This is a genomic window from Streptomyces tsukubensis (assembly GCF_003932715.1).
Classification (GTDB): domain Bacteria; phylum Actinomycetota; class Actinomycetes; order Streptomycetales; family Streptomycetaceae; genus Streptomyces; species Streptomyces tsukubensis.
The window spans coordinates 2414339-2432805 of record NZ_CP020700.1 but is presented as its reverse complement, the minus strand read 5'-3'; the positions used below and the strand labels follow the sequence as shown (position 1 = coordinate 2432805).

General features: G+C 71.0%; 12 protein-coding genes. 9 read left to right on the top strand and 3 right to left on the bottom strand.

Annotated elements, in window-relative coordinates; genetic code table 11:
- Window positions 1-26: 26 nt before the first annotated feature.
- The 6 genes from B7R87_RS09170 (at window position 27) to B7R87_RS09145 (ending at window position 12079) form a co-directional block, all read left to right on the top strand.
- Window positions 27-3953 carry an Rne/Rng family ribonuclease gene (locus B7R87_RS09170; protein ID WP_130584602.1) on the top strand — a complete coding sequence of 1309 codons (3927 nt, stop codon included), beginning with the start codon at window positions 27-29 and terminating at the stop codon, window positions 3951-3953.
- A 357-nt stretch (window positions 3954-4310) separates the two neighbouring features.
- Window positions 4311-5441 (top strand): DegT/DnrJ/EryC1/StrS family aminotransferase, encoded by a 1131-nt coding sequence (locus B7R87_RS09165; protein WP_006349328.1) that lies wholly within the window; start codon window positions 4311-4313, stop codon window positions 5439-5441.
- Window positions 5438-6475, top strand: a complete 1038-nt coding sequence (locus B7R87_RS09160; RefSeq protein ID WP_006349329.1) for a Gfo/Idh/MocA family protein — start codon at window positions 5438-5440, stop codon at window positions 6473-6475. Before B7R87_RS09165 ends, B7R87_RS09160 begins: the two co-directional genes overlap by 4 nt.
- Complete coding sequence (locus tag B7R87_RS09155; RefSeq protein ID WP_040916338.1) at window positions 6472-8103, top strand: glycosyltransferase; 1632 nt, start codon at window positions 6472-6474, stop codon at window positions 8101-8103. Before B7R87_RS09160 ends, B7R87_RS09155 begins: the two co-directional genes overlap by 4 nt.
- Before the next feature lie 7 nt (window positions 8104-8110).
- A complete protein-coding gene (locus tag B7R87_RS09150; protein WP_006349331.1) occupies window positions 8111-9394 on the top strand; it encodes a nucleotide sugar dehydrogenase in 1284 nt (427 codons plus the stop codon).
- A 78-nt stretch (window positions 9395-9472) separates the two neighbouring features.
- Window positions 9473-12079, top strand: a complete 2607-nt coding sequence (locus B7R87_RS09145) for a glycosyltransferase family 4 protein (protein ID WP_006349332.1) — start codon at window positions 9473-9475, stop codon at window positions 12077-12079.
- Window positions 12080-12175: 96 nt separating this feature from the next.
- Here B7R87_RS09145 and wecB read toward each other — a convergent pair whose 3' ends face one another.
- Complete coding sequence (gene wecB / locus B7R87_RS09140) at window positions 12176-13276, bottom strand: non-hydrolyzing UDP-N-acetylglucosamine 2-epimerase (protein ID WP_006349333.1); 1101 nt, start codon at window positions 13274-13276, stop codon at window positions 12176-12178.
- Window positions 13277-13435: 159 nt separating this feature from the next.
- Here wecB and B7R87_RS09135 point away from each other — a divergent pair, with 159 nt between their 5' ends.
- Entirely contained in the window at window positions 13436-15076 is a 1641-nt protein-coding gene (locus tag B7R87_RS09135; RefSeq protein ID WP_006349334.1) for a glycosyltransferase family 4 protein, read from the top strand.
- 111 nt (window positions 15077-15187) lie between these two features.
- Here B7R87_RS09135 and B7R87_RS09130 read toward each other — a convergent pair whose 3' ends face one another.
- Window positions 15188-16327, bottom strand: coding sequence for an acyltransferase family protein (locus B7R87_RS09130; RefSeq protein WP_006349335.1), 1140 nt, complete (start codon window positions 16325-16327; stop codon window positions 15188-15190).
- Between the two features lie 282 nt (window positions 16328-16609).
- On the bottom strand, window positions 16610-17206 hold the full coding sequence (locus B7R87_RS09125; RefSeq protein WP_006349336.1) for an acyltransferase: 597 nt from the start codon (window positions 17204-17206) through the stop codon (window positions 16610-16612).
- Window positions 17207-17693: 487 nt separating this feature from the next.
- On the opposite strand from B7R87_RS09125, the gene rplU reads away from it, so the two are divergent.
- Both rplU and rpmA read left to right on the top strand, forming a co-directional pair.
- The gene (rplU, locus tag B7R87_RS09120; RefSeq protein WP_006349337.1) at window positions 17694-18014 is read left to right on the top strand and encodes a 50S ribosomal protein L21; all 321 of its coding nucleotides are present in this window, start codon (window positions 17694-17696) and stop codon (window positions 18012-18014) included.
- A 14-nt stretch (window positions 18015-18028) separates the two neighbouring features.
- Entirely contained in the window at window positions 18029-18283 is a 255-nt protein-coding gene (rpmA, locus tag B7R87_RS09115; protein ID WP_006349338.1) for a 50S ribosomal protein L27, read from the top strand.
- The last annotated feature ends 184 nt before the right edge of the window (window positions 18284-18467 follow it).

Genomic DNA, 18467 nt, shown 5'->3' with positions numbered 1-18467 from the left:
GGGAGCGTGACGGGAGAACCGCCCGCATGCACGAGCCGAACGAACCCGGTACCACCGGGACCACCCCCGAATCGAACAGCCCCAGCGACACGCTGCCGCCGCGCCGCCGCCGCGCCGCTTCCCGGCCCGCGGGACCGCCGGCCGCGAGCGCCGCCGAAGGCTCCGCGGACACCGCCGCCACGCCGGTCGTGGAGGCCGCCGCCGAGGAGGCGCCCGCGCCGCGTGCCCGCCGCCGGGCCACCCGCAAGGCCACCGCCGCCGCGCCCGCCGAGGCCGCACCGGCTGCCGCTGAGCCGGTTGCCGAAGAGACGGCGCCGCGTGCGCGCCGTCGTGCCACCCGCAAGGTGACGGCTGCCGAGCCGGTCGAGGCTGTGGAGACCCCTGCCGAGCCGGTTGCCGAGGAGGCACCCGCGCCCCGTGCGCGTCGCCGGGCCACCCGCAAGGTGACGGCTGCCGAGCCGGTCGAAGCTGTGGAAACCCCTGCTGAGCCGGTCGTGGAGGCCGCCGCCGAGGAGGCGCCCGCGCCGCGTGCGCGCCGTCGGGCCACCCGCAAGGTCACTGCTGCCGAGCCGGTCGAGACCCCTGCCGAGCCGATCGCTGAGCCGGTTGCCGAGGAGGCGCCCGCGCCCCGTGCGCGTCGTCGTGCCACGCGCAAGGTCACGGCCGCCGAGCCGGTCGAAGCTGCTGCTGAGCCGGTTGCCGAGGAGGCACCTGCTCCGCGTGCCCGTCGCCGGGCCACCCGCAAGGTCACCGCCGCCGAGCCGGCCGCCCCGGTCGAGCCCGAGGCCGACGGCAGCGGCGAGACGCTGCCCGGCGACACCGTCGCCGAGATCACCGCCCACGAGGACCAGGTCGTCGCCGCCGAGACCGCCGCCGGCCGTGGCCGTGGCCGCCGCCGCGTCGTGGCGCCGCAGTTCACCGCCGAGCAGGCCCGGAGCGCCGAACCGGCCGCCCGCCGCGCCGCCCGGCCCGCCGTCGCCGTCTTCCGGGCGCCCGTCTTCTCCGAGCCGATGTTCCAGACCCCGGAGACGGCCGCAGCGGCTGCCGCCGTGGTGTACGAGGAGCCGCTCACCGACGAGGCGGAAGCCGTCGAGGAGCTCGCCGAGACGGCGGAGGAGACCGCCGAGACGGTGGAAGCCGTTGTCGAGGCCGCTCCGGAGCCCGCCGGCCGCCGTCGCCGTCGGCGCCGTGGCGAGGCCCCCGAGCAGGCCGAGCAGCCCGCCGCACCGCCCGCCGACGTAGCCGAAGCCGAGGCCGAGGAGACCGAGGCCGACGCCGAGGCGGAGGAGCACGACGAGTACGAGGACCGGCCGTCGCGCCGTCGCCGCAGGGGCGGCCGCCGTCGTCGCCGTGGCGAGGCCCCCGAGCAGTCCGACGACACCGGGGACGACGAGACCGCCCCGGCGGCTGGGTCCGCTGGGTCCGCTGAGTCCCCCGAGGACACCGAGGACCACGAGGACATCGAGAGCAACGAGGACGCCGAGCGGGACGAGGAGGCCGGTCTCGGTTCCGCCGGGAGCCGTCGCCGCCGTCGCCGTCGCCGTCGCAGCGGTGAGCCGGCCGTCGACGAGGAGCCGGGCTCCGGTGACCCGGAGCGCACGGTCGTCAAGGTCCGCGAGCCGCGCGCCCGTACCCGTGAAGAGGCCTCCGACGAGGTCCAGTCCATCAAGGGCTCCACGCGTCTTGAGGCGAAGAAGCAGCGCCGCCGCGAGGGCCGGGAGCAGGGCCGCCGCCGGGTCCCGATCATCACCGAGGCCGAGTTCCTGGCCCGCCGTGAGGCCGTCGAGCGCGTCATGGTCGTCCGCCAGAGCGGCGAGCGCACCCAGATCGGCGTTCTGGAGGACAACGTCCTCGTCGAGCACTACGTCAACAAGGAGCAGTCGACGTCGTACGTCGGCAACGTCTACCTGGGCAAGGTGCAGAACGTCCTGCCGTCGATGGAGGCCGCGTTCGTCGACATCGGCAAGGGCCGCAACGCCGTGCTGTACGCGGGCGAGGTCAACTTCGAGGCGCTCGGCATGGCCAACGGCCCCCGCCGCATCGAGGCCGCGCTGAAGTCCGGCCAGTCCGTGCTCGTCCAGGTCACCAAGGACCCGATCGGCCACAAGGGCGCCCGGCTCACCAGCCAGGTCTCCCTGCCCGGCCGCTATCTGGTGTACGTGCCCGAGGGCTCGATGACCGGCATCAGCCGCAAGCTGCCCGACACCGAGCGGGCCCGGCTGAAGACCATCCTCAAGAAGATCGTCCCCGAGGACGCGGGCGTCATCGTGCGCACCGCCGCCGAGGGCGCCAGCGAGGACGAGCTGCGCCGCGACGTCGAGCGGCTCCAGTCGCAGTGGGAGGACATCAAGAAGAAGGCGAAGAGCGGCAACGCGCCCACGCTGCTCTACGGCGAGCCGGACATGACCGTCCGGGTCGTCCGCGACATCTTCAACGAGGACTTCTCCCGGGTCATCGTCAGCGGTGACGAGGCCTGGCAGACCGTCCACGGCTATGTCGCGCACGTCGCGCCCGATCTGGTCGACCGGCTCCAGCGCTGGACCAGCGAGGTCGACGTCTTCGCCACGTACCGCATCGACGAGCAGCTGATGAAGGCGCTGGACCGGAAGGTCTGGCTGCCCAGCGGCGGCTCGCTGGTGATCGACAAGACCGAAGCCATGATCGTGATCGACGTCAACACCGGTAAGTTCACCGGTCAGGGCGGCAATCTCGAAGAGACCGTCACCAGGAACAACCTGGAGGCGGCCGAGGAGATCGTGCGCCAGCTGCGGCTGCGCGACCTCGGTGGCATCGTCGTCGTCGACTTCATCGACATGGTGCTGGAGTCCAACCGCGATCTGGTGATGCGGCGGCTGCTGGAGTGCCTGGGCCGGGACCGGACCAAGCACCAGGTCGCGGAGGTGACGTCGCTGGGCCTGGTCCAGATGACCCGCAAGCGGGTCGGCCAGGGGCTGCTGGAGTCCTTCTCCGAGACCTGTGTCCACTGCAACGGCCGCGGTGTGATCGTGCACATGGACCAGGCCGCGTCCGCCGGTGGCGGGGGCGGTGGCAAGCGGTCCAAGAAGCGGGGACGCGGCGGCGACGCCGCGGCGCACGACCACGCCGCCGAAGCCCTCCATGAGCACGAGCACGAGCACGAGACGGCCGAGGAGGTGGCCGCCGAGGTCGCCGAGCCGATCGCGCTGGCCGAGCCCGAGTTCGTACCCGACGAGGAGCTGTACAACAGCGCCGCCGAGGCCGAGGCCGCCGCTCAGCGCGGCCGTGGCCGCCGCCGGGCCACCCGCAGGGCGTCCGCGCCCGGTGGTGCCCCGAAGGCCGCGCAGCGCGAGACCGCGCAGCCGGAGGCCGTGACGGAGCCCGTCGTGGCGGAGGCCGTCGAGGAGCCGCAGGAGACCGCGGCGCCCGAGCCGGCCGAGGCCGCTCCGGCCGGCCGTGGCCGCCGCCGGGCGACCCGTAAGGCATCGGCCCCGGCCGGTTCGCCGAAGGCTGCCGCGGCCCCCGAGGCCGAGGTCGTCGTCGTGGCGAAGGCCCCCGAGGCCCCGGTCCAGGACGGACCGGCCGCCCCGGCGGCGGAGCCCGAGCCGGCCGCTGCGCCCCCGCGGGCGCGCCGCCGGGTGGTCCGCAAGGTCACCGCCCCGGCCGGTGCCCCGGCGGGCGCGGGTACGGACGAGTCCGGCGCGGTCGTCGTCATCGGCACCTCCGCCGAAGCCCCGGCGTCCGCAGAGGCCCCCGCGGCCGCCGAGGCCTCCGACGACGCCGTCGAGGCCACCCCGGCCAAGAAGGCGGCCCGCAAGACCGCCAAGAAGGCCACCGCGAAGAAGGCCGCCACCAAGAAGACGGCGGCCAAGAAGAGCGCGGCCAAGAAGACGACCGCGAAGAAGGCGGCCGTGAAGAAGACCGCGGCGGCCGCGAAGTCGGCCCCCGCGACGGTGACGGCGGTCACCGAGGGCTGACGGTGACGCAGCCCGGAGCCGAACGGTTCCCGGCCTTTCGGTGAATCGCAGTGTTCCGTCCCACAGCCGTGGGGCGGAACACTGCGATTGTCTCCGAATTGATGCCGGGGAGGCCTGAACGTCCCCGAAAAGGGGTCCGAAATCCCTGATAATGTGACGGCGGTCGCTGCCGGGTGAGGATCCAGTCCCGGACACTACGGTGGGTGACCGGCCCGGTCCGGCTAGCAGGACCCGGTCCAGATCCTCGGTAGGGCGTCGGCTAGCGCCGGATGGGGTGTGCGCGGCCGCACAGATGACGTCCGCTCATTCTCCAGACCTCCTGCCACAGACAGCTCTTGGTGTTCTAGGAGGACGTCCATGACGAGCAGCAGCAACAGGCAGCCCATCCCCGCTGCCCGCCCGGTCATCGGTGACGAGGAGATCGAGGCCGCGGTCCGCGTACTGCGCAGCGGCCGGGTCGTACAGGGGCCCGAGGTCGCCGCCTTCGAGGAGGGCTTCTCCGAGCTGGTCGACGGCCGCCACTGCGTCGCCGTGAACTCCGGCACCTCCGCCCTGCACCTGCTGCTGATGGCCCTGAACATCGGGCCCGGCGACGAGGTGATCGTCCCCTCCTTTTCCTTCGCCGCGACCGCCAACGTGGTCCGTCTCGTCGGTGCCGACGCCGTCTTCGCGGACATCGACCCCGAGACGTACTGTCTCGACCCGGCCGCCGTCGAGGCCGCGATCACCCCGCGCACCGCCGCGATCATGCCGGTCCACCTCTACGGCCACCCGGCTGCCATGGACCGCATCACGGCGATCGCCGACAAGCACAAGCTGGCCGTCGTCGAGGACGCCTGCCAGGCCCACGCCGCCGCCCTCAACGGCACGCCCGTCGGCGCCTTCGGCGCGGGCGGCACCTTCAGCTTCTACCCGACGAAGAACATGCACTCCCTCGAAGGCGGCATGGTCTCCACCGGGGACGCGGAGATCGCCCGCACCCTGCGCCTGCTGCGCAACCAGGGCATGGAGCAGCGGTACGCCAACGAGATCGTCGGCTGCAATATGCGCCTCACCGATGTCGCCGCCGCCGTCGGCCGGGTCCAGCTGGCCAAGCTGCCGGGCTGGACCGAGCAGCGCATCGCCAACGCCGCGTACCTCAGCGAGCACATCAGCGCGCCCGGCATCACCACGCCGGTCGTCGCCGAGGGCGCCCGCCACATCTACCACCAGTACACGATCCGGGTGGCCGGTGGCGCCGAGGCCCGCGACGCCGCGATGGCGAAGCTCACCGAGGCCGGGATCGGCAACGCCGTCTACTACCCGACCCCGATCCACCGGCTGCGGCCGTTCTGGGAGCCGGACCAGAAGGCCGGCCGCAACTGGGACCTGCCGGTGACCGAGCAGGCCGCCGCCGAGGTCGTCTCCCTGCCGGTGCACCCGTCGCTGTCCCGTGACGACCTCGACCGCATCGTCGCCGCCGTGAACGAGCTTGGAGAGAACCTGTGACCACCCAGGGTGCCGCCGGCCTGCGGGCCGGTCTGATCGGCCTCGGTTCGATGGGCCGCCACCACGCCCGAGTCCTCGCCGGTCTGGAAGGCGTCGACTTCGTCGGCGTCGTCGACCCGATGGGCGACAAGAACGGCTGGGCGCAGGGCGCCCCCGTGCTGGCCGAGGTCGACCAGCTCATCGAGCTGGGCATCGACTACGCGGTCATCGCCTGCCCCACCGCCCTCCACGAGGAGGTCGGTCTCAAGCTGGCCGGTGCCGGTGTCGGGGCGCTCATCGAGAAGCCCGTCGCGGACAGCGTCGAGGGCGCGCGCAAGCTGGTCGAGGCCTTCGAATCCCGCGGACTCGTCGCGGGCGTCGGCCACATCGAGCGCTGCAACCCCGCGCTCCGCTCCCTGCGCCAGCGGCTGGAGGCCGGTGAGCTGGGCGACGTCTACCAGGTCGTCACCCGCCGCCAGGGCCCCTTCCCGCACCGCATCGCCGATGTCGGCGTGGTCAAGGACCTGGCCACCCACGACATCGACCTCACCGGCTGGGTGACCGGCCAGCGGTACACGTCGATCGCCGCGCGCACCGTCTCCAAGTCGGGCCGCCCGCACGAGGACATGGTCTCCGCCGTGGGCCAGCTCTCCGACGGCACGATGGTCAATCACCTGGTGAACTGGCTCTCCCCGATGAAGGAGCGCTTCACCTCGGTCACCGGTGAGCGCGGCTGCTTCATCGCCGACACCCTCACCGCCGACCTCACCTTCTACTCGAACGCCGCCCTGGCCACCGAGTGGGAGGCGCTCCAGGCGTTCCGCGGTGTCGCCGAGGGCGACATGATCCGGTACGCGATCCCCAAGCGCGAGCCGCTGCTCGTCGAGCACGAGCTGTTCCGCGATGCCGTACTCGGCAAGTCCGAGGACATCTGCACCCTGCGGGAGGGAATGCGGACGGTCGAGGTGGCCGCCGCCGTACTGCGGTCCGCGGCCGAGGGGATCACGGTCAGCCTGTCCGACGGCGGGAGCCCGTCCGAGGGTGTGACCAGTTGACCCAACCCGCTGTCACTGTGATCGTTGCGGTCTACAACACCATGCCCGCACTCACGGAATGCCTGGATTCGCTCGTGAAGCAGAGCATCGGGGCGGACCGTATGGAGATCATCGCCGTGGACGACGGGTCCACCGATGGCAGCGGGAAAGAACTGGACCGTTACGCCGACCGGTACCCCGGTCTCTTCAAGGTGATCCACCAGGAGAACTCCGGGGGCCCGGCCCGGCCCAACAACGTCGCCCTGTCCCGGGCGACCGGCCGTTACGTCTTCTTCGTCGGCGCCGACGACTACCTCGGCCCCGATGCCCTGAAGCGCATGGTCGCCATGGGGGACAAGAACAAGTCCGACGTCGTCCTCGGCAAGATGGTCGCCATCGGCAAGCGGTCCATTCCGCGAGCAGTCTTCAAGGCGACCCGGAACAACATTCCCCTCATAGGCTCGGGCGCGCTGTATGCGATCTCGAACACGAAGATGTACCGCCGCGCCCTGATCGAGGAACACGGCCTCCGTTACGCGGAGGACCTGCCCGTCTCCTGCGATATGCCGTTCACGCTGGAGGCCTACGTCCGGTCCACGACCATCTCGGTGGTCGCTGACTACGACTGCTACTTCGCCGTCCGCCGGGACGACGACAGCAACATCACCTACCGGGCCCGGTTCGAGAACCGGCTGAAGGTCTGCGCCCGGGCCCTGGACCGGCTCTCCGAGCTGGGTGCCTCGCCCGAGCTGTACGACGCCTTCGCGATCCGGCTCCTCAAGGTCGACCTCGCGTGGATCTTCGGTGAGAACTATCTGGCGCTCGACGCCGAACGCCGCGCCGCATGCGTCCGGGCCACCGCCGCCCTCCTTGCCGACTACTACGGCGACGGCGCCTTCGAGCGGATGCAGCACCGGCTCACGGTGCCCGAGCGGCTCCGCTTCCACTGGGTCTACGCCGGAAACCCCGAGAAGCTGGCCGAACTGGTCCGGCAGGACACCGAGGGCCCCGTACCCCCGACCCTGCTGCGGGACGGGAAGGCGTACGCGACCTACCCGGGCTTCGGGGACACCCTCTACGGACTGCCCGACCGGGGGTACGAACTGCTCGGTTCGATCGCGGACCGGCTCGGCCCCGGCACCGAACTGCTCTCCGTCGACTGGTCGGGGGAGGGGGAGGACCCGACGGACCTCGCCGTCTCGGTCCGGGTGCCCGTCGTCGGGGACACCGGTTCCGTCGCCGTCCAACTCGTCCCGGGCAAGCTCCCCAAGTCCGCCGACGTCCATGGCGCCCGGCGGCTGGGCGAGAAGGAGAAACGTTCACAGCCCGCCGGTGAGATCAGCCGGGAGGCGGCCGGGGACGGCGGCTCCACCATCGTCCGGGCGCGGATTCCGCTGACCCGGAAGAAGGCGGAGCTGGGCCTGCGGGTCCGGGTCGACGTGGGGGAACACCGCTACGAGATCCCGGTACGGGGCACGGACCATCCGATGCCGCTGGCCCGCGCCTGGGGTCTGAACGACACCTACAAGCTGGCCGCGCGGACCGATGCCGCGGGCCGGATCGTGATCGCCATCGGTCCCCTGCATCCAGCGAAGAAGTCTCTGGGCTCGCGTCTGCGGACCCTGGTGACCGGCTCCAAGAGGAAGTAATCACCCCATGAACATCTGTGTAGTCGCTCTCGGAAAGATCGGGCTGCCGCTGGCGGTCCAGTTCGCCACCAAGGGCCACCGGGTGATCGGCGCCGACGTCAATGAAAAGGTCGTCGAGCTGGTCAACGCGGGCACCGAGCCCTTCCCGGGCGAGTACGACCTGGACGTGAAGCTGAAGCAGACGGTGGACGCCGGTCTGCTCTCCGCGACCACCGACACCGCCGCCGCGGTCGCGGAGTCCGACGCCGTGGTCGTCGTCGTACCGCTCTTCGTGGACGCCGAAGGCACCCCGGACTTCGGCTGGATGGACTCCGCCACCCGCGCCATCGCCAAGGGACTCAAGCCCGGCACCCTCGTCTCGTACGAGACCACCCTCCCGGTCGGCACCACCCGCACCCGCTGGGCGCCGATGCTGGAGGAGGGCTCCGGCCTGACCGCGGGCAGCGACTTCCACCTGGTCTTCTCGCCGGAGCGGGTCCTCACCGGCCGGGTCTTCGCTGATCTGCGCCGCTACCCCAAGCTGGTCGGCGGCATCGACGAGGCCTCCGGCACCCGCGGTGTGGAGTTCTACGAGCAGGTCCTCGACTTCGACGAGCGCGACGACCTGCCGCAGGCCAACGGCGTCTGGGACCTGGGCACCGCCGAGGCCTCCGAGCTGGCGAAGCTGGCCGAGACCACCTACCGCGATGTCAACATCGGCCTGGCGAACCAGTTCGCGCGCTTTGCCGACAAGAACGGCATCGACGTCAAGAAGGTCATCGAGGCCTGCAACTCCCAGCCGTACAGCCACATCCACCAGCCCGGTATCGCCGTCGGCGGCCACTGCATCCCGATCTACCCGCGGATGTACCTGTGGAACGACCCCGAGGCGACCGTGGTGCGCTCGGCCCGCGAGGCCAACGCCGCCATGCCCGAGTACGCCGTCGACCTGCTGGCCGCCGCCTACGGCGACCTGACGGACGTCCCGGTGCTGGTACTGGGCGCCGCCTACCGCGGCGGCGTCAAGGAGACCGCCTTCTCCGGTGTCTTCGGGACGGTCGAGGCCCTCAAGGCGCGCGGTGCGGTTCCGTACGTCTCCGACCCCATGTACACGGCCGAGGAACTGGCCGCGCACGGCCTCACCCCGCACCAGGGAGAGAAGGTCACCGCCGCCGTACTCCAGGCCGACCACGCCGAGTACCGTGAACTTGCCGCATCCGACCTCCCCGACGTGACCGTCCTCGTCGACGGACGCCGGACCACCGACCCGGAGCGCTGGACCGGCGTCCGCCGGGTCGTCATCGGCGGCTGACACCTGCGTACGAGCTGGCCCGGCCGCACAGGTGTGTGGCCGGGCCAACAAGCTGTCTCGATGTGTAAGGATTCGGATATGTCTACCTCTGGCACCCGGCCGAAACTGGCCGTCATCGTCGCCAACGGAATCACGGGGGATTCCCGGGTGCAGAAGACCGCTCTGGCGGCGGCGGGCGCGGGCTGGGACGTCACCCTGATCGGACGGGGCACCACGAAGAAGCCCGAACACTCCTGGTTCGGTCCGGTGAAGGTGGTCCGCCTGCCGGTGGCCAACCGCATGGAGCGCCGGGTGACGGCCAAGACCGGGCGCGGCGGACTGCGGGCCCGGGTGACCCAGTGGGGCATCAGCGACGGCGCCGCCCTCGCCCAGCTCCGTGACGCCCACCGGGCGTGGGTACGGGAGCAGACCACCAGGATCGGCTACCTCGGAGACTCGTCGGTGGCCGAGGTGACGGCCGCGGGTATGAAGGCATGGGTGCACGCGCGGCGCAGCGCGCACCAGTTCCGGGTCCGGGCCTACCGCTGGGAGCAGCGGCGCAAGTCCGCCGAGCCCCGCGGGAACTGGCGGGAGGACTGGCCGGCGCTGCTCGACCTCGACCTCGCCTTCGGCCCCTTCATCGAGGAACTGGCGCCGGATGTCATCCACGCCAACGACATCACGATGATCCACACTGCGGCGCGGGCCGCGGCCCGGCTGCGGGCCCGTGGTCTGACCTGCCGCTGGCTGTACGACTCCCATGAGTACGTCGCGGGCATAGACTGGCCCAAGCCCGCCATGAGAACCGCCTTCCCGGCCGTCGAGGCCGAATTCATCGGCAAGGCCGACGCCGTGGTGACGGTCTCGCCGGAGCTGGCCGAGATGCTGCGCGCCGACCACAAGCTGCCGAAGACCCCCGCCGTGGTGCGCAACGCCCCGATCCGCGGAGTCGTCGGCGAGGCGGCCGGCCGGGTCTCCGTACGGGCGGCCTGCGGGCTCGACGAGGACGTTCCGCTGATGGTGTACGCGGGCTGGATCGCCCCGGACCGCGGTGTCGCCACCGCCGTCGAGGCCCTGGTCCACCTGCCCGACCACCATCTGGCGCTGGTCTCCGGCCGGGTGACCGCCGGGCTGACCGAACTCCAGAAGCAGGCCACCGAGCTGGGCGTGCGCCACCGCGTCCACGTCGTGCCGTACGTCCCCCAGCACGAGGTGCCGGACTATCTGTCCAGCGCGGACCTGGGACTGACCCCGTTCCACCGGATCCCGAACGTGGAGAACTCGCTGCCCACCAAGGCGGCCGAGTATCTGCACGCCCGGCTGCCGATCATCACCAGCGACATCAAGTCGATGAGTGAGTTCGTCCGCACCCACGGGGTCGGCGAGGTCTTCACCGCCGAGGACGTCGACTCGTTCGTCGCCGCGGTCAAGCGGGCCACCGCAGACCGCGAGCTGCTGCGCAAGAACATCAACGACGCGCTGCTGACCGAGCATTCGTGGGAGCACCAGTCGCAGGTGCTGCTGGACCTCTACACCGAGATCTCCGGGAAGAAGCCGGGCGCGCCCGACGAGGGCCCGGTGTGGAACGCCGAGGAGCGCCGGGTCGCCGGCCCGAAGGCGGCCGTCGTCGAGCAGCTCGACCGCGACTGGCGTCCGCTGAGTGCCACACCCATCAAACTGGGGCTCGCCCCCGCCAACTTCGCCGGCCAGCTCGCCGCCTACGCCACGGCGATCACCAAGGAGCGGGACGACGTCTCGGCCGAGGTGGTCAAGCACCGGGCCGCGAACCAGAAGCACGACTATCCGGCCGACGTCTACATCGACCTGGTGGCCCTGCGGAATCTGGACGTACGGCTGGAGCTGGTGCAGCGGACCGTCCGGCGCTACACCCACCTCATCGCAGACGCCTTCCGCCCGGTCTTCGGCGGACTGAACGGCAACAGCATCGAGGGCGATCTGGCGGCCCTGCGGCACCACGGGATCAAGGTCGCGCTCCTCGCGCACGGCTCCGAGGTCCGCAACCCCGAGATGCACCGCGAGCGCAATCCGTACTCCCTCTTCCTCGACGCCCCCGACGGGTACGAGGAGGAGCTGACCCGGCTGGCGACGCAGAACCGCCGGATCGCGGAGACGGCCGACCTCCCGGTCTTCGTCACCACCCCTGACCTGCTGCTCGACCTGCCGATGGCGACCTGGACGCCGCTGGTCGTCGACGTCAAGGCCTGGGCCAGTGACCGCCCGGTGATGGAGCGCAAGCGGCCGAAGGTGCTGCACGCCCCGTCGGCCCGCTGGTCCAAGGGCACGGACCGGATCCTGCCGCTCCTCGAAGACCTCGACTCCCGCGGGATCATCGAGTTCCAGCTCGCCGAGGGCGTCTCGTGGTCCACGGTCCGCTCGATGATGATGGACGCGGACATCGTGATCGACCAGTTCGCCATCGGTACGTACGGCACCTTCGCCTGCGAGGGCATGGCGGCCGGCCGGCCCGTCATCGCCTACCTCGACCAGGAGTCCCTGGACGCCTGCGGTGTGGTGCCGCCGATCGTCAACGCCACCCCGCAGACGCTCGGCGCCGAGCTGGAGCGGCTGCTGGACGACCGGGAGGCCACGGCGCAGATCGGCCGGGACTCGGCCGCCTTCGCCCGTGAGTACCACGACGGGACCGCCACGGTGGCCGCGCTGAGCAGCTTCCTCACCCCGCGCTGAGCCCCGCCCAGCGGGCCGTACAACGGCTCCGGCCCCCGCACCGTCGTGGTGCGGGGGCCGGAGCCGTTGCCGTCCGCGGACCGGGCTCGGCAGGGCTCAGACGGTACGGGCCTCGTGCGCCTCGGCCAGCAGCTCGACGACCCGGCGGGCGGCCGTGCCGTCACCGTACGGAGTGCCGCGCTCGGTGCCCGGCGCGGGCCGGGTGGCGGTCTTCGCCCACGCGTCGGCGTCCAGCAGATGCGGATCCGGTACGAGGACGTTCCAGCCGCCCTCCAGCGTCTCCGACCACTCGGTCTCCGGGCGGATGGTGGTGCAGGCGCGCTCCAGCAGGAACGTCTCCTTCTGGAGGCCGCCGGAGTCGGTGACCACACCGGAGGACGCGAGGACCGCGGCGACCAGACCGGCGTACGGCAGCGGGCGGCCGACATGGACCGAACCCTGGTTCAGCTCGATGCCGTGCTCCTCGGCACGGGCGACCAGCCGCGGGTGCGCGAGCAGGGCCACCGGCACCGGCAGCCCGGCCAGCGATTCGACGATCGCCGCCAGCCGGGCCGGGTCGTCGGTGTTGTCGGGACGGTGCAGGGTCGCCAGCAGGAACGGCTGCGCCGGGTCGATGCCCTCGGGCAGGACGGGCGCGGGGTGCTCACCGGCGAGCACGGCGTCCCGGATGCGCAGGCAGATGTCGACCATCACATCGCCGGAGAGCCGGGTGCGCTCGGCGAGCCCCTCGTTGGCCAGGTGGCGTACGGCCTCCTCGGTGGGGGCGAGCAGCAGATCGGCACAGTGGTCGGTCAGGACCCGGTTGTGCTCCTCGGGCATCCGCCGGTTGAAGGAGCGCAGACCGGCCTCCAGATGGGCCACCGGGAGGTGCATCTTCACGGCGGACAGGGCGCCCGCGACGGTGGAGTTGGTGTCGCCGTAGACCAGGACCCAGTCGGGACGCTGCTCCTCCAGGACCTTGTCCATCGCGGCGAGGACCGCACCCGTCTGGACACCGTGGCTGCCGGAGCCGACCCCCAGATGGACATCGGGGTCCGGGATGCCCAGGCCGGAGAAGAAGACGTCGGACAGATCGGCGTCGTAGTGCTGCCCGGTGTGCACGATGACGTGCTCGTGGTCGGTACCGGCGAAGGCGGCGGCGATCGGCGCCAGCTTCACCAGTTGCGGGCGTGCCCCGACGACACTGAGGACCTTCACGTTGCTCTACTCCTTGAGGATGCGGACGTGGTCTTGCGCATCGCGATAGTACGTGCCGCGCTGTCAAGGCGGAGAACGGGTGACGGTGGGGCGCGCGGTAAACTCGACCGTCCACATCCGTATCGGTCCGGGACCGAGGACGTCAGGAAAGGCGCGTACATGAAGCCCGACAGCGCGACCCCGTCACGGGAGACCCGGGGGCGGGTCGTCATGCTGGTCGACAACGGCGTCAAGGGGGACTCCCGAGTGCAGAAAGCGGCCCGATCGGCCGCCGAAGCAGGCTGGGACGTTGTTCTCTTCGGTGTTTCGCCCACGGTCAAGATGCAGAAGTGGAAGCTGGGCGACGCCGAGGTGAGGCTGATCCCGAAGCCGGCGCATCTGGAGCCGCGCCGGCACGACCTCCGGCGCCCGCTGCTGCGCCGTCCACTGGCCTACCGTTCCCAGCAGGTGGCCCGCTACCGCGTCCAGGCCGCCAAGGCGTGGCGCTCCGACCTGGCGTTCCGGCAGGCCGCGATAAGGGCGTCCGAGGCCGGGCACCCCGGCAACAGCGCCGGCGGCTCCAAGGCCCGGCTGCTGGTGCCGCGGGTCAGCGCCAAGGTCTTCAGCAAGTGGGTCGCCCTGCGTGCCCGGGAGACCCGGCTGCTGCACAAGCAGCGCAATCCGCTGACCGCCCCGCTGGACCGTACGGTCACCGCCCTGTGGTCGAAGCTGCTCGGTGAGCGCTCCTGGCGTCGGCTGATGCCGAACCTCTGGGACTTCGAGCTGGCCTTCGCCAAGCACATCGACGATCTCCAGCCCGATCTGATCCACGCCCACGACTTCAAGATGCTGGGCGTCGGCGCCCGGGCTGCGGTCCGGGCCCGGGCCAAGGGCCGTCCGGTGAAGCTGGTGTGGGACGCGCACGAGTTCGTCCCCGGGCTGCCCGAGTACCACGGCCGCTGGCTGCCGGGCCATGTGGCGTGGGAGAAGGAGCACGCCGTCTTCGCGGACGCCGTGATCACCGTCTCGCCCTCGCTGGCGGAGATGCTCAAGGAGGGCCACGGGCTGCGCGAGCTGCCCGCCGTCGTCCTGAACGCGCCCGTGATGAAGCCGGGCGCCGACGAGGTCGAGGGCGCGGCCCCGCTGGGCGACCTGCGGGAGCTGTGCGGGATCGGCGACGCGACGCCCCTGCTGGCGTACGTCGGCGGGATCAGCCCGGTCCGCGGTGTGGAGACGATCATCGAGGGGCTGCCGTCCCTGCCGGACGTGCATGTGGCGCTGGTCTCGGTCACCCCCGGCAAGATGAAGGCCGTCGCGAGCACCCAGAAGCTCGCCAACGATCTGGGCGTGGCCGACCGGGTGCACTTCCTGCCGTTCGTGCCGCACTGGCAGGTGCCGGAATTCCTCAGCGACGCCGATGCCGCGGTCAGCCCGCTGCACCATCTGACCAACCACGAGCTGGCCCTGAGCAACAAGTTCTTCGAGTACTCGCAGGCCCGGCTGCCGCTGATCGTCAGCGATATCCGCACCATGGCCGACATGGTGAAGTCCACCGGCCAGGGCGAGGTCTTCCGCGCCCGGGACACCGAGGACTTCGTCCGGGCGACCAAGGCGGTCCTGGCCGACCCCGTGCGCTACGAGAACGCGTACGAGAAGCCGGGCCTCCTGGAGGGCTGGACCTGGGAGGCGCAGGCGGAGATCATCGACGGCATCTACAGCGAACTGCTGCCGGACCGTCCCCGCCGCTCGCCGGCGGAGCCGGACGGCTCCGGGGCCGAGGACGTCAAGAACACCAAGGGTTCCGACGCCGCAAGCGTCTGAGAACCGGGGGAGCACCCCCCGGAGCGACGGAAGGGCCCCGTAGCGGTACGGGGCCCTTCTGCGTGTCCCGGCCCCGATCGGGGGCCGTGGGGCGGCCGGAGCCGCGGGGTGTCAGAGCCGCTTCTTGAGCCAGCGCACCGACGGCTGCTCCACAAAGCGGTGCACCAGCCAGGAGAGCACCAGCAGCACTCCGATGGTGGTTCCCAGGGTCGCCCAGGCGCCCAGCGGGCCGTACAGCTCGCGGATCATGGCCCAGCCCAGCTCCTCGTGGAGCAGATACAGGGGGTAGACCAGGGCGCCCGCGGTGGCCAGCCAGCGCCAGTTCAGCCAGTCGAGCTTGTGCAGCGCGATCAGCAGCACGATCAGATAGAAGCTGGTGACCAGGGCGAGGACGACCCACGGGTCGCGGTCGAAGCCGCGGTTGTCCCGCAGATTGACGGCGTGCTCCATCAGGTCGCTCTGCATGATCAGCCAGCTGCCGCCGAGCAGCAGCCAGAGCTTCAGATCGGGGCCGAAGCGGTAGATCAGGTACATCGCGATACCGGAGACGAAGAGCGCGGTGCTCATGGCGGGGGCGATGGTGGAGGCGATGGGCAGCCCGGTGGCCTTGTGCTGGGCTATGACCGAGGCCAGCAGCCAGACCCAGGAGAAGACGTAGACCCGCTGGTAGTTGATCTCCTTCATCAGGACGACCAGGAAGACCAGGTAGAAGCAGAGTTCGATCCAGAGGGTCCAGTAGGCGCCGACGATGTGCGGCACGTTCATCGGGACCTGGAACATGGTCAGGTTGGTCAGCGAGTCGCTGATGGTGGGCGTCGGGCGGACGTCCTCGGGCAGCAGCCGCCAGACGAGGACACCGACGATCACGGAGAACCAGTAGGCCGGGAAGAGGCGCAGGAACCGGGCCTTGATGAACTGGCCGGGGGTACGGCCCCAGGCCGAGAGGCAGATGACGAAGCCGCTGATGATGAAGAAGAGCTGGACGCCGTAGGAGCCGTACTTGGCGAACGGGAACAGCTCCGGGAACAGATGCCGGGGGTTCTCGCCCCAGTTGACGTCCGTGGCCTTGTCGATACCGGCGAAGTGGAACAGCAGCACCGCCACGGCGGCGATCACCCGGAGGGCGTCGAGGGCGTAAAGGCGCGGTGCGGCGGCCTTCTTGGCGGGCTGCTCGGCGGCCGGCGCGACGGGGGCGTCGCTCTGCTCTGGCTTCTCTGACTGATCGGGGACCCGAAGGTCGGTCGGGGACACGTGATCGGCCTCGTTACTGGGTTTGAATGTTCGAGTTTATGGAAACCCGGCCATCCTAAAGACAACGGAAACACGCTCCGACAGGTGGAAGGCGTTGTCATCGTGCCGTGACCTGGCGCATTGAAGCGGAATTTCCCCTTCCGGGTGGAGAAAAGGGTTGCAGAAGGAAAAACCGGGCCCGTACCGATGGGTACGGGCCCGGTCGTCGCGCGGGAAGGGGCCGGAAAGGGCTGGAGGAGACCGGCGATGCGGCCGGAAAGACGGCAGGTGAAGGGCCGGTGATCAGGCCTCGGTCAGCACTCCGTCGGTCTCGCGGTACAGCCGGCCCGACTTCGGGCACTCCCATACGCCGGGCTCGTCGGCCCGCTCGGTGAGCTTGACGCCCTCGTGGCCCACCCAGCCGATCTGCCGGGCCGGAACGCCGACGACCAGGGCGAAGTCCGGAACGTCCTTGGTCACCACGGCACCGGCCGCGACCATCGCCCAGCGGCCGATGGTCAGCGGGGCCACACAGACCGCGCGGGCGCCGACGGAGGCGCCGTCGGCGATCTTCACGCCCACGGCCTCCCAGTCGCCGCCGCGCTTCTGCTGGAAGTCCGGGTCGACCGAACGCGGGTAGTGGTCGTTGGTGAGGACCACGGCGGGGCCGATGAACACGCCGTTGCCCAGCTCGGCGGGCTCGTACACCAGCGAGTAGTTCTGGAGCTTGCAGTTGTCGCCCATGCGCACGCCCGTGCCCACGTAGGCGCCGCGCCCGATGACGCAGCCCTCGCCGAGCCGCGCGTCCTCCCGGATCTGGGCGAGCTCCCAGACGCTGCTGCCCGCGCCGATCTCGGCGGTCTCGGCGACCTGGGCGGTGGGCTGGACCCTGTAGTTCACTGTGGAAGGCCTTCCGGATGGATGCGGACGGACGGATGCGGGAGGGTGCGGTACGGGCCGTGCGCGCCGGGCGCCGTCCGGTCTGTGTCCGTCGTACGCGACGTACGCCTCGTACGCTTCGTACGCGGTCTCGCACCGGCCCGGCGGGGGCGGCCCCCGCTCCGATGGGCGAGCATACGTCCCGCCCGCCCCGGGTCCCGGCGCAGGGCCGGGAGGGTGCCTCCGGGCTCCGGCGAAGGGCCCGGCAGGGGGCTCACGGGGCCGGTCCGCCCGCGCCGCGGGACCCGGTTTGACCCCCCGCGAGGCCGACCCGTACCCTTGACCGTCGGCGTGTTCTGTTGCACGCCAGCCCCTGAGCACCTCCCTCCGGCGGCGGTGGACACCACCGCCCGGAGAGGCCGCTCATCCATCCGGAAGCGTCACGGCCCCCGGGCCGTGCGAGCGGCTGGCATCAGGGGTTTCCGTTCCGAGCGAAAGAGAGATCCGCGTGTACGCCATCGTGCGCAGCGGTGGCCGTCAGCACAAGGTTGCTGTCGGTGACATCGTCGAGGTTGACAAGATCCCCACCGCCAAGGTTGGCGACACGGTAGAGCTCTCTACCCTGCTCGTTGTCGACGGCGACGCCGTGACCAGCGACCCGTGGGTGCTGGCCGGCATCAAGGTCCAGGCCCAGGTCGTGGACCACCACAAGGGCGCCAAGATCGACATCCTTCGCTACAAGAACAAGACCGGCTACCGCCGTCGCCAGGGTCACCGTCAGCAGTACACGGCGATCAAGGTCACCGGCATCCCCACGGCTGCGAAGTAAGGGACTGAGGAGACATGGCACATAAGAAGGGCGCATCGTCCACCCGGAACGGTCGCGACTCCAATGCTCAGCGGCTCGGCGTGAAGCGCTTCGGCGGTCAGGTCGTCAACGCCGGTGAGATCCTGGTCCGCCAGCGCGGCACCCACTTCCACCCCGGCGCGGGCGTCGGCCGTGGCGGCGACGACACGCTGTTCGCGCTGCAGGCCGGTGCGGTCGAGTTCGGCCGTCACCGTGGCCGCAAGGTCGTGAACATCGTTCCGGTCGCCTGATCCAAGGCATCCGGAGCACGTTTTCGCGAGGGGCGGACCAGCTCCCCGGCGGAGTCCCGGTTTTCCGGGGCCCGTGCGGGGAAGCGGGTCCGCCCTTTGCGTGTTAGCAGTTGAGGAGAGCGGAGACACCGCCCGTGAAAGCGGGAGGTGTCCGCCGTACCGAAGCGGCCGTCGTCGTCCCGAC

Coding starts and splice junctions, on each gene's coding strand:
- B7R87_RS09165 (WP_006349328.1), top strand. CDS start 4,311: ATGACGAGCAGCAGCAACAGGCAGCCCATCCCCGCTGCCCGCCCGGTC.
- rpmA (WP_006349338.1), top strand. CDS start 18,029: ATGGCACATAAGAAGGGCGCATCGTCCACCCGGAACGGTCGCGACTCC.
- B7R87_RS09145 (WP_006349332.1), top strand. CDS start 9,473: ATGTCTACCTCTGGCACCCGGCCGAAACTGGCCGTCATCGTCGCCAAC.
- B7R87_RS09170 (WP_130584602.1), top strand. CDS start 27: ATGCACGAGCCGAACGAACCCGGTACCACCGGGACCACCCCCGAATCG.
- B7R87_RS09150 (WP_006349331.1), top strand. CDS start 8,111: ATGAACATCTGTGTAGTCGCTCTCGGAAAGATCGGGCTGCCGCTGGCG.
- B7R87_RS09135 (WP_006349334.1), top strand. CDS start 13,436: ATGAAGCCCGACAGCGCGACCCCGTCACGGGAGACCCGGGGGCGGGTC.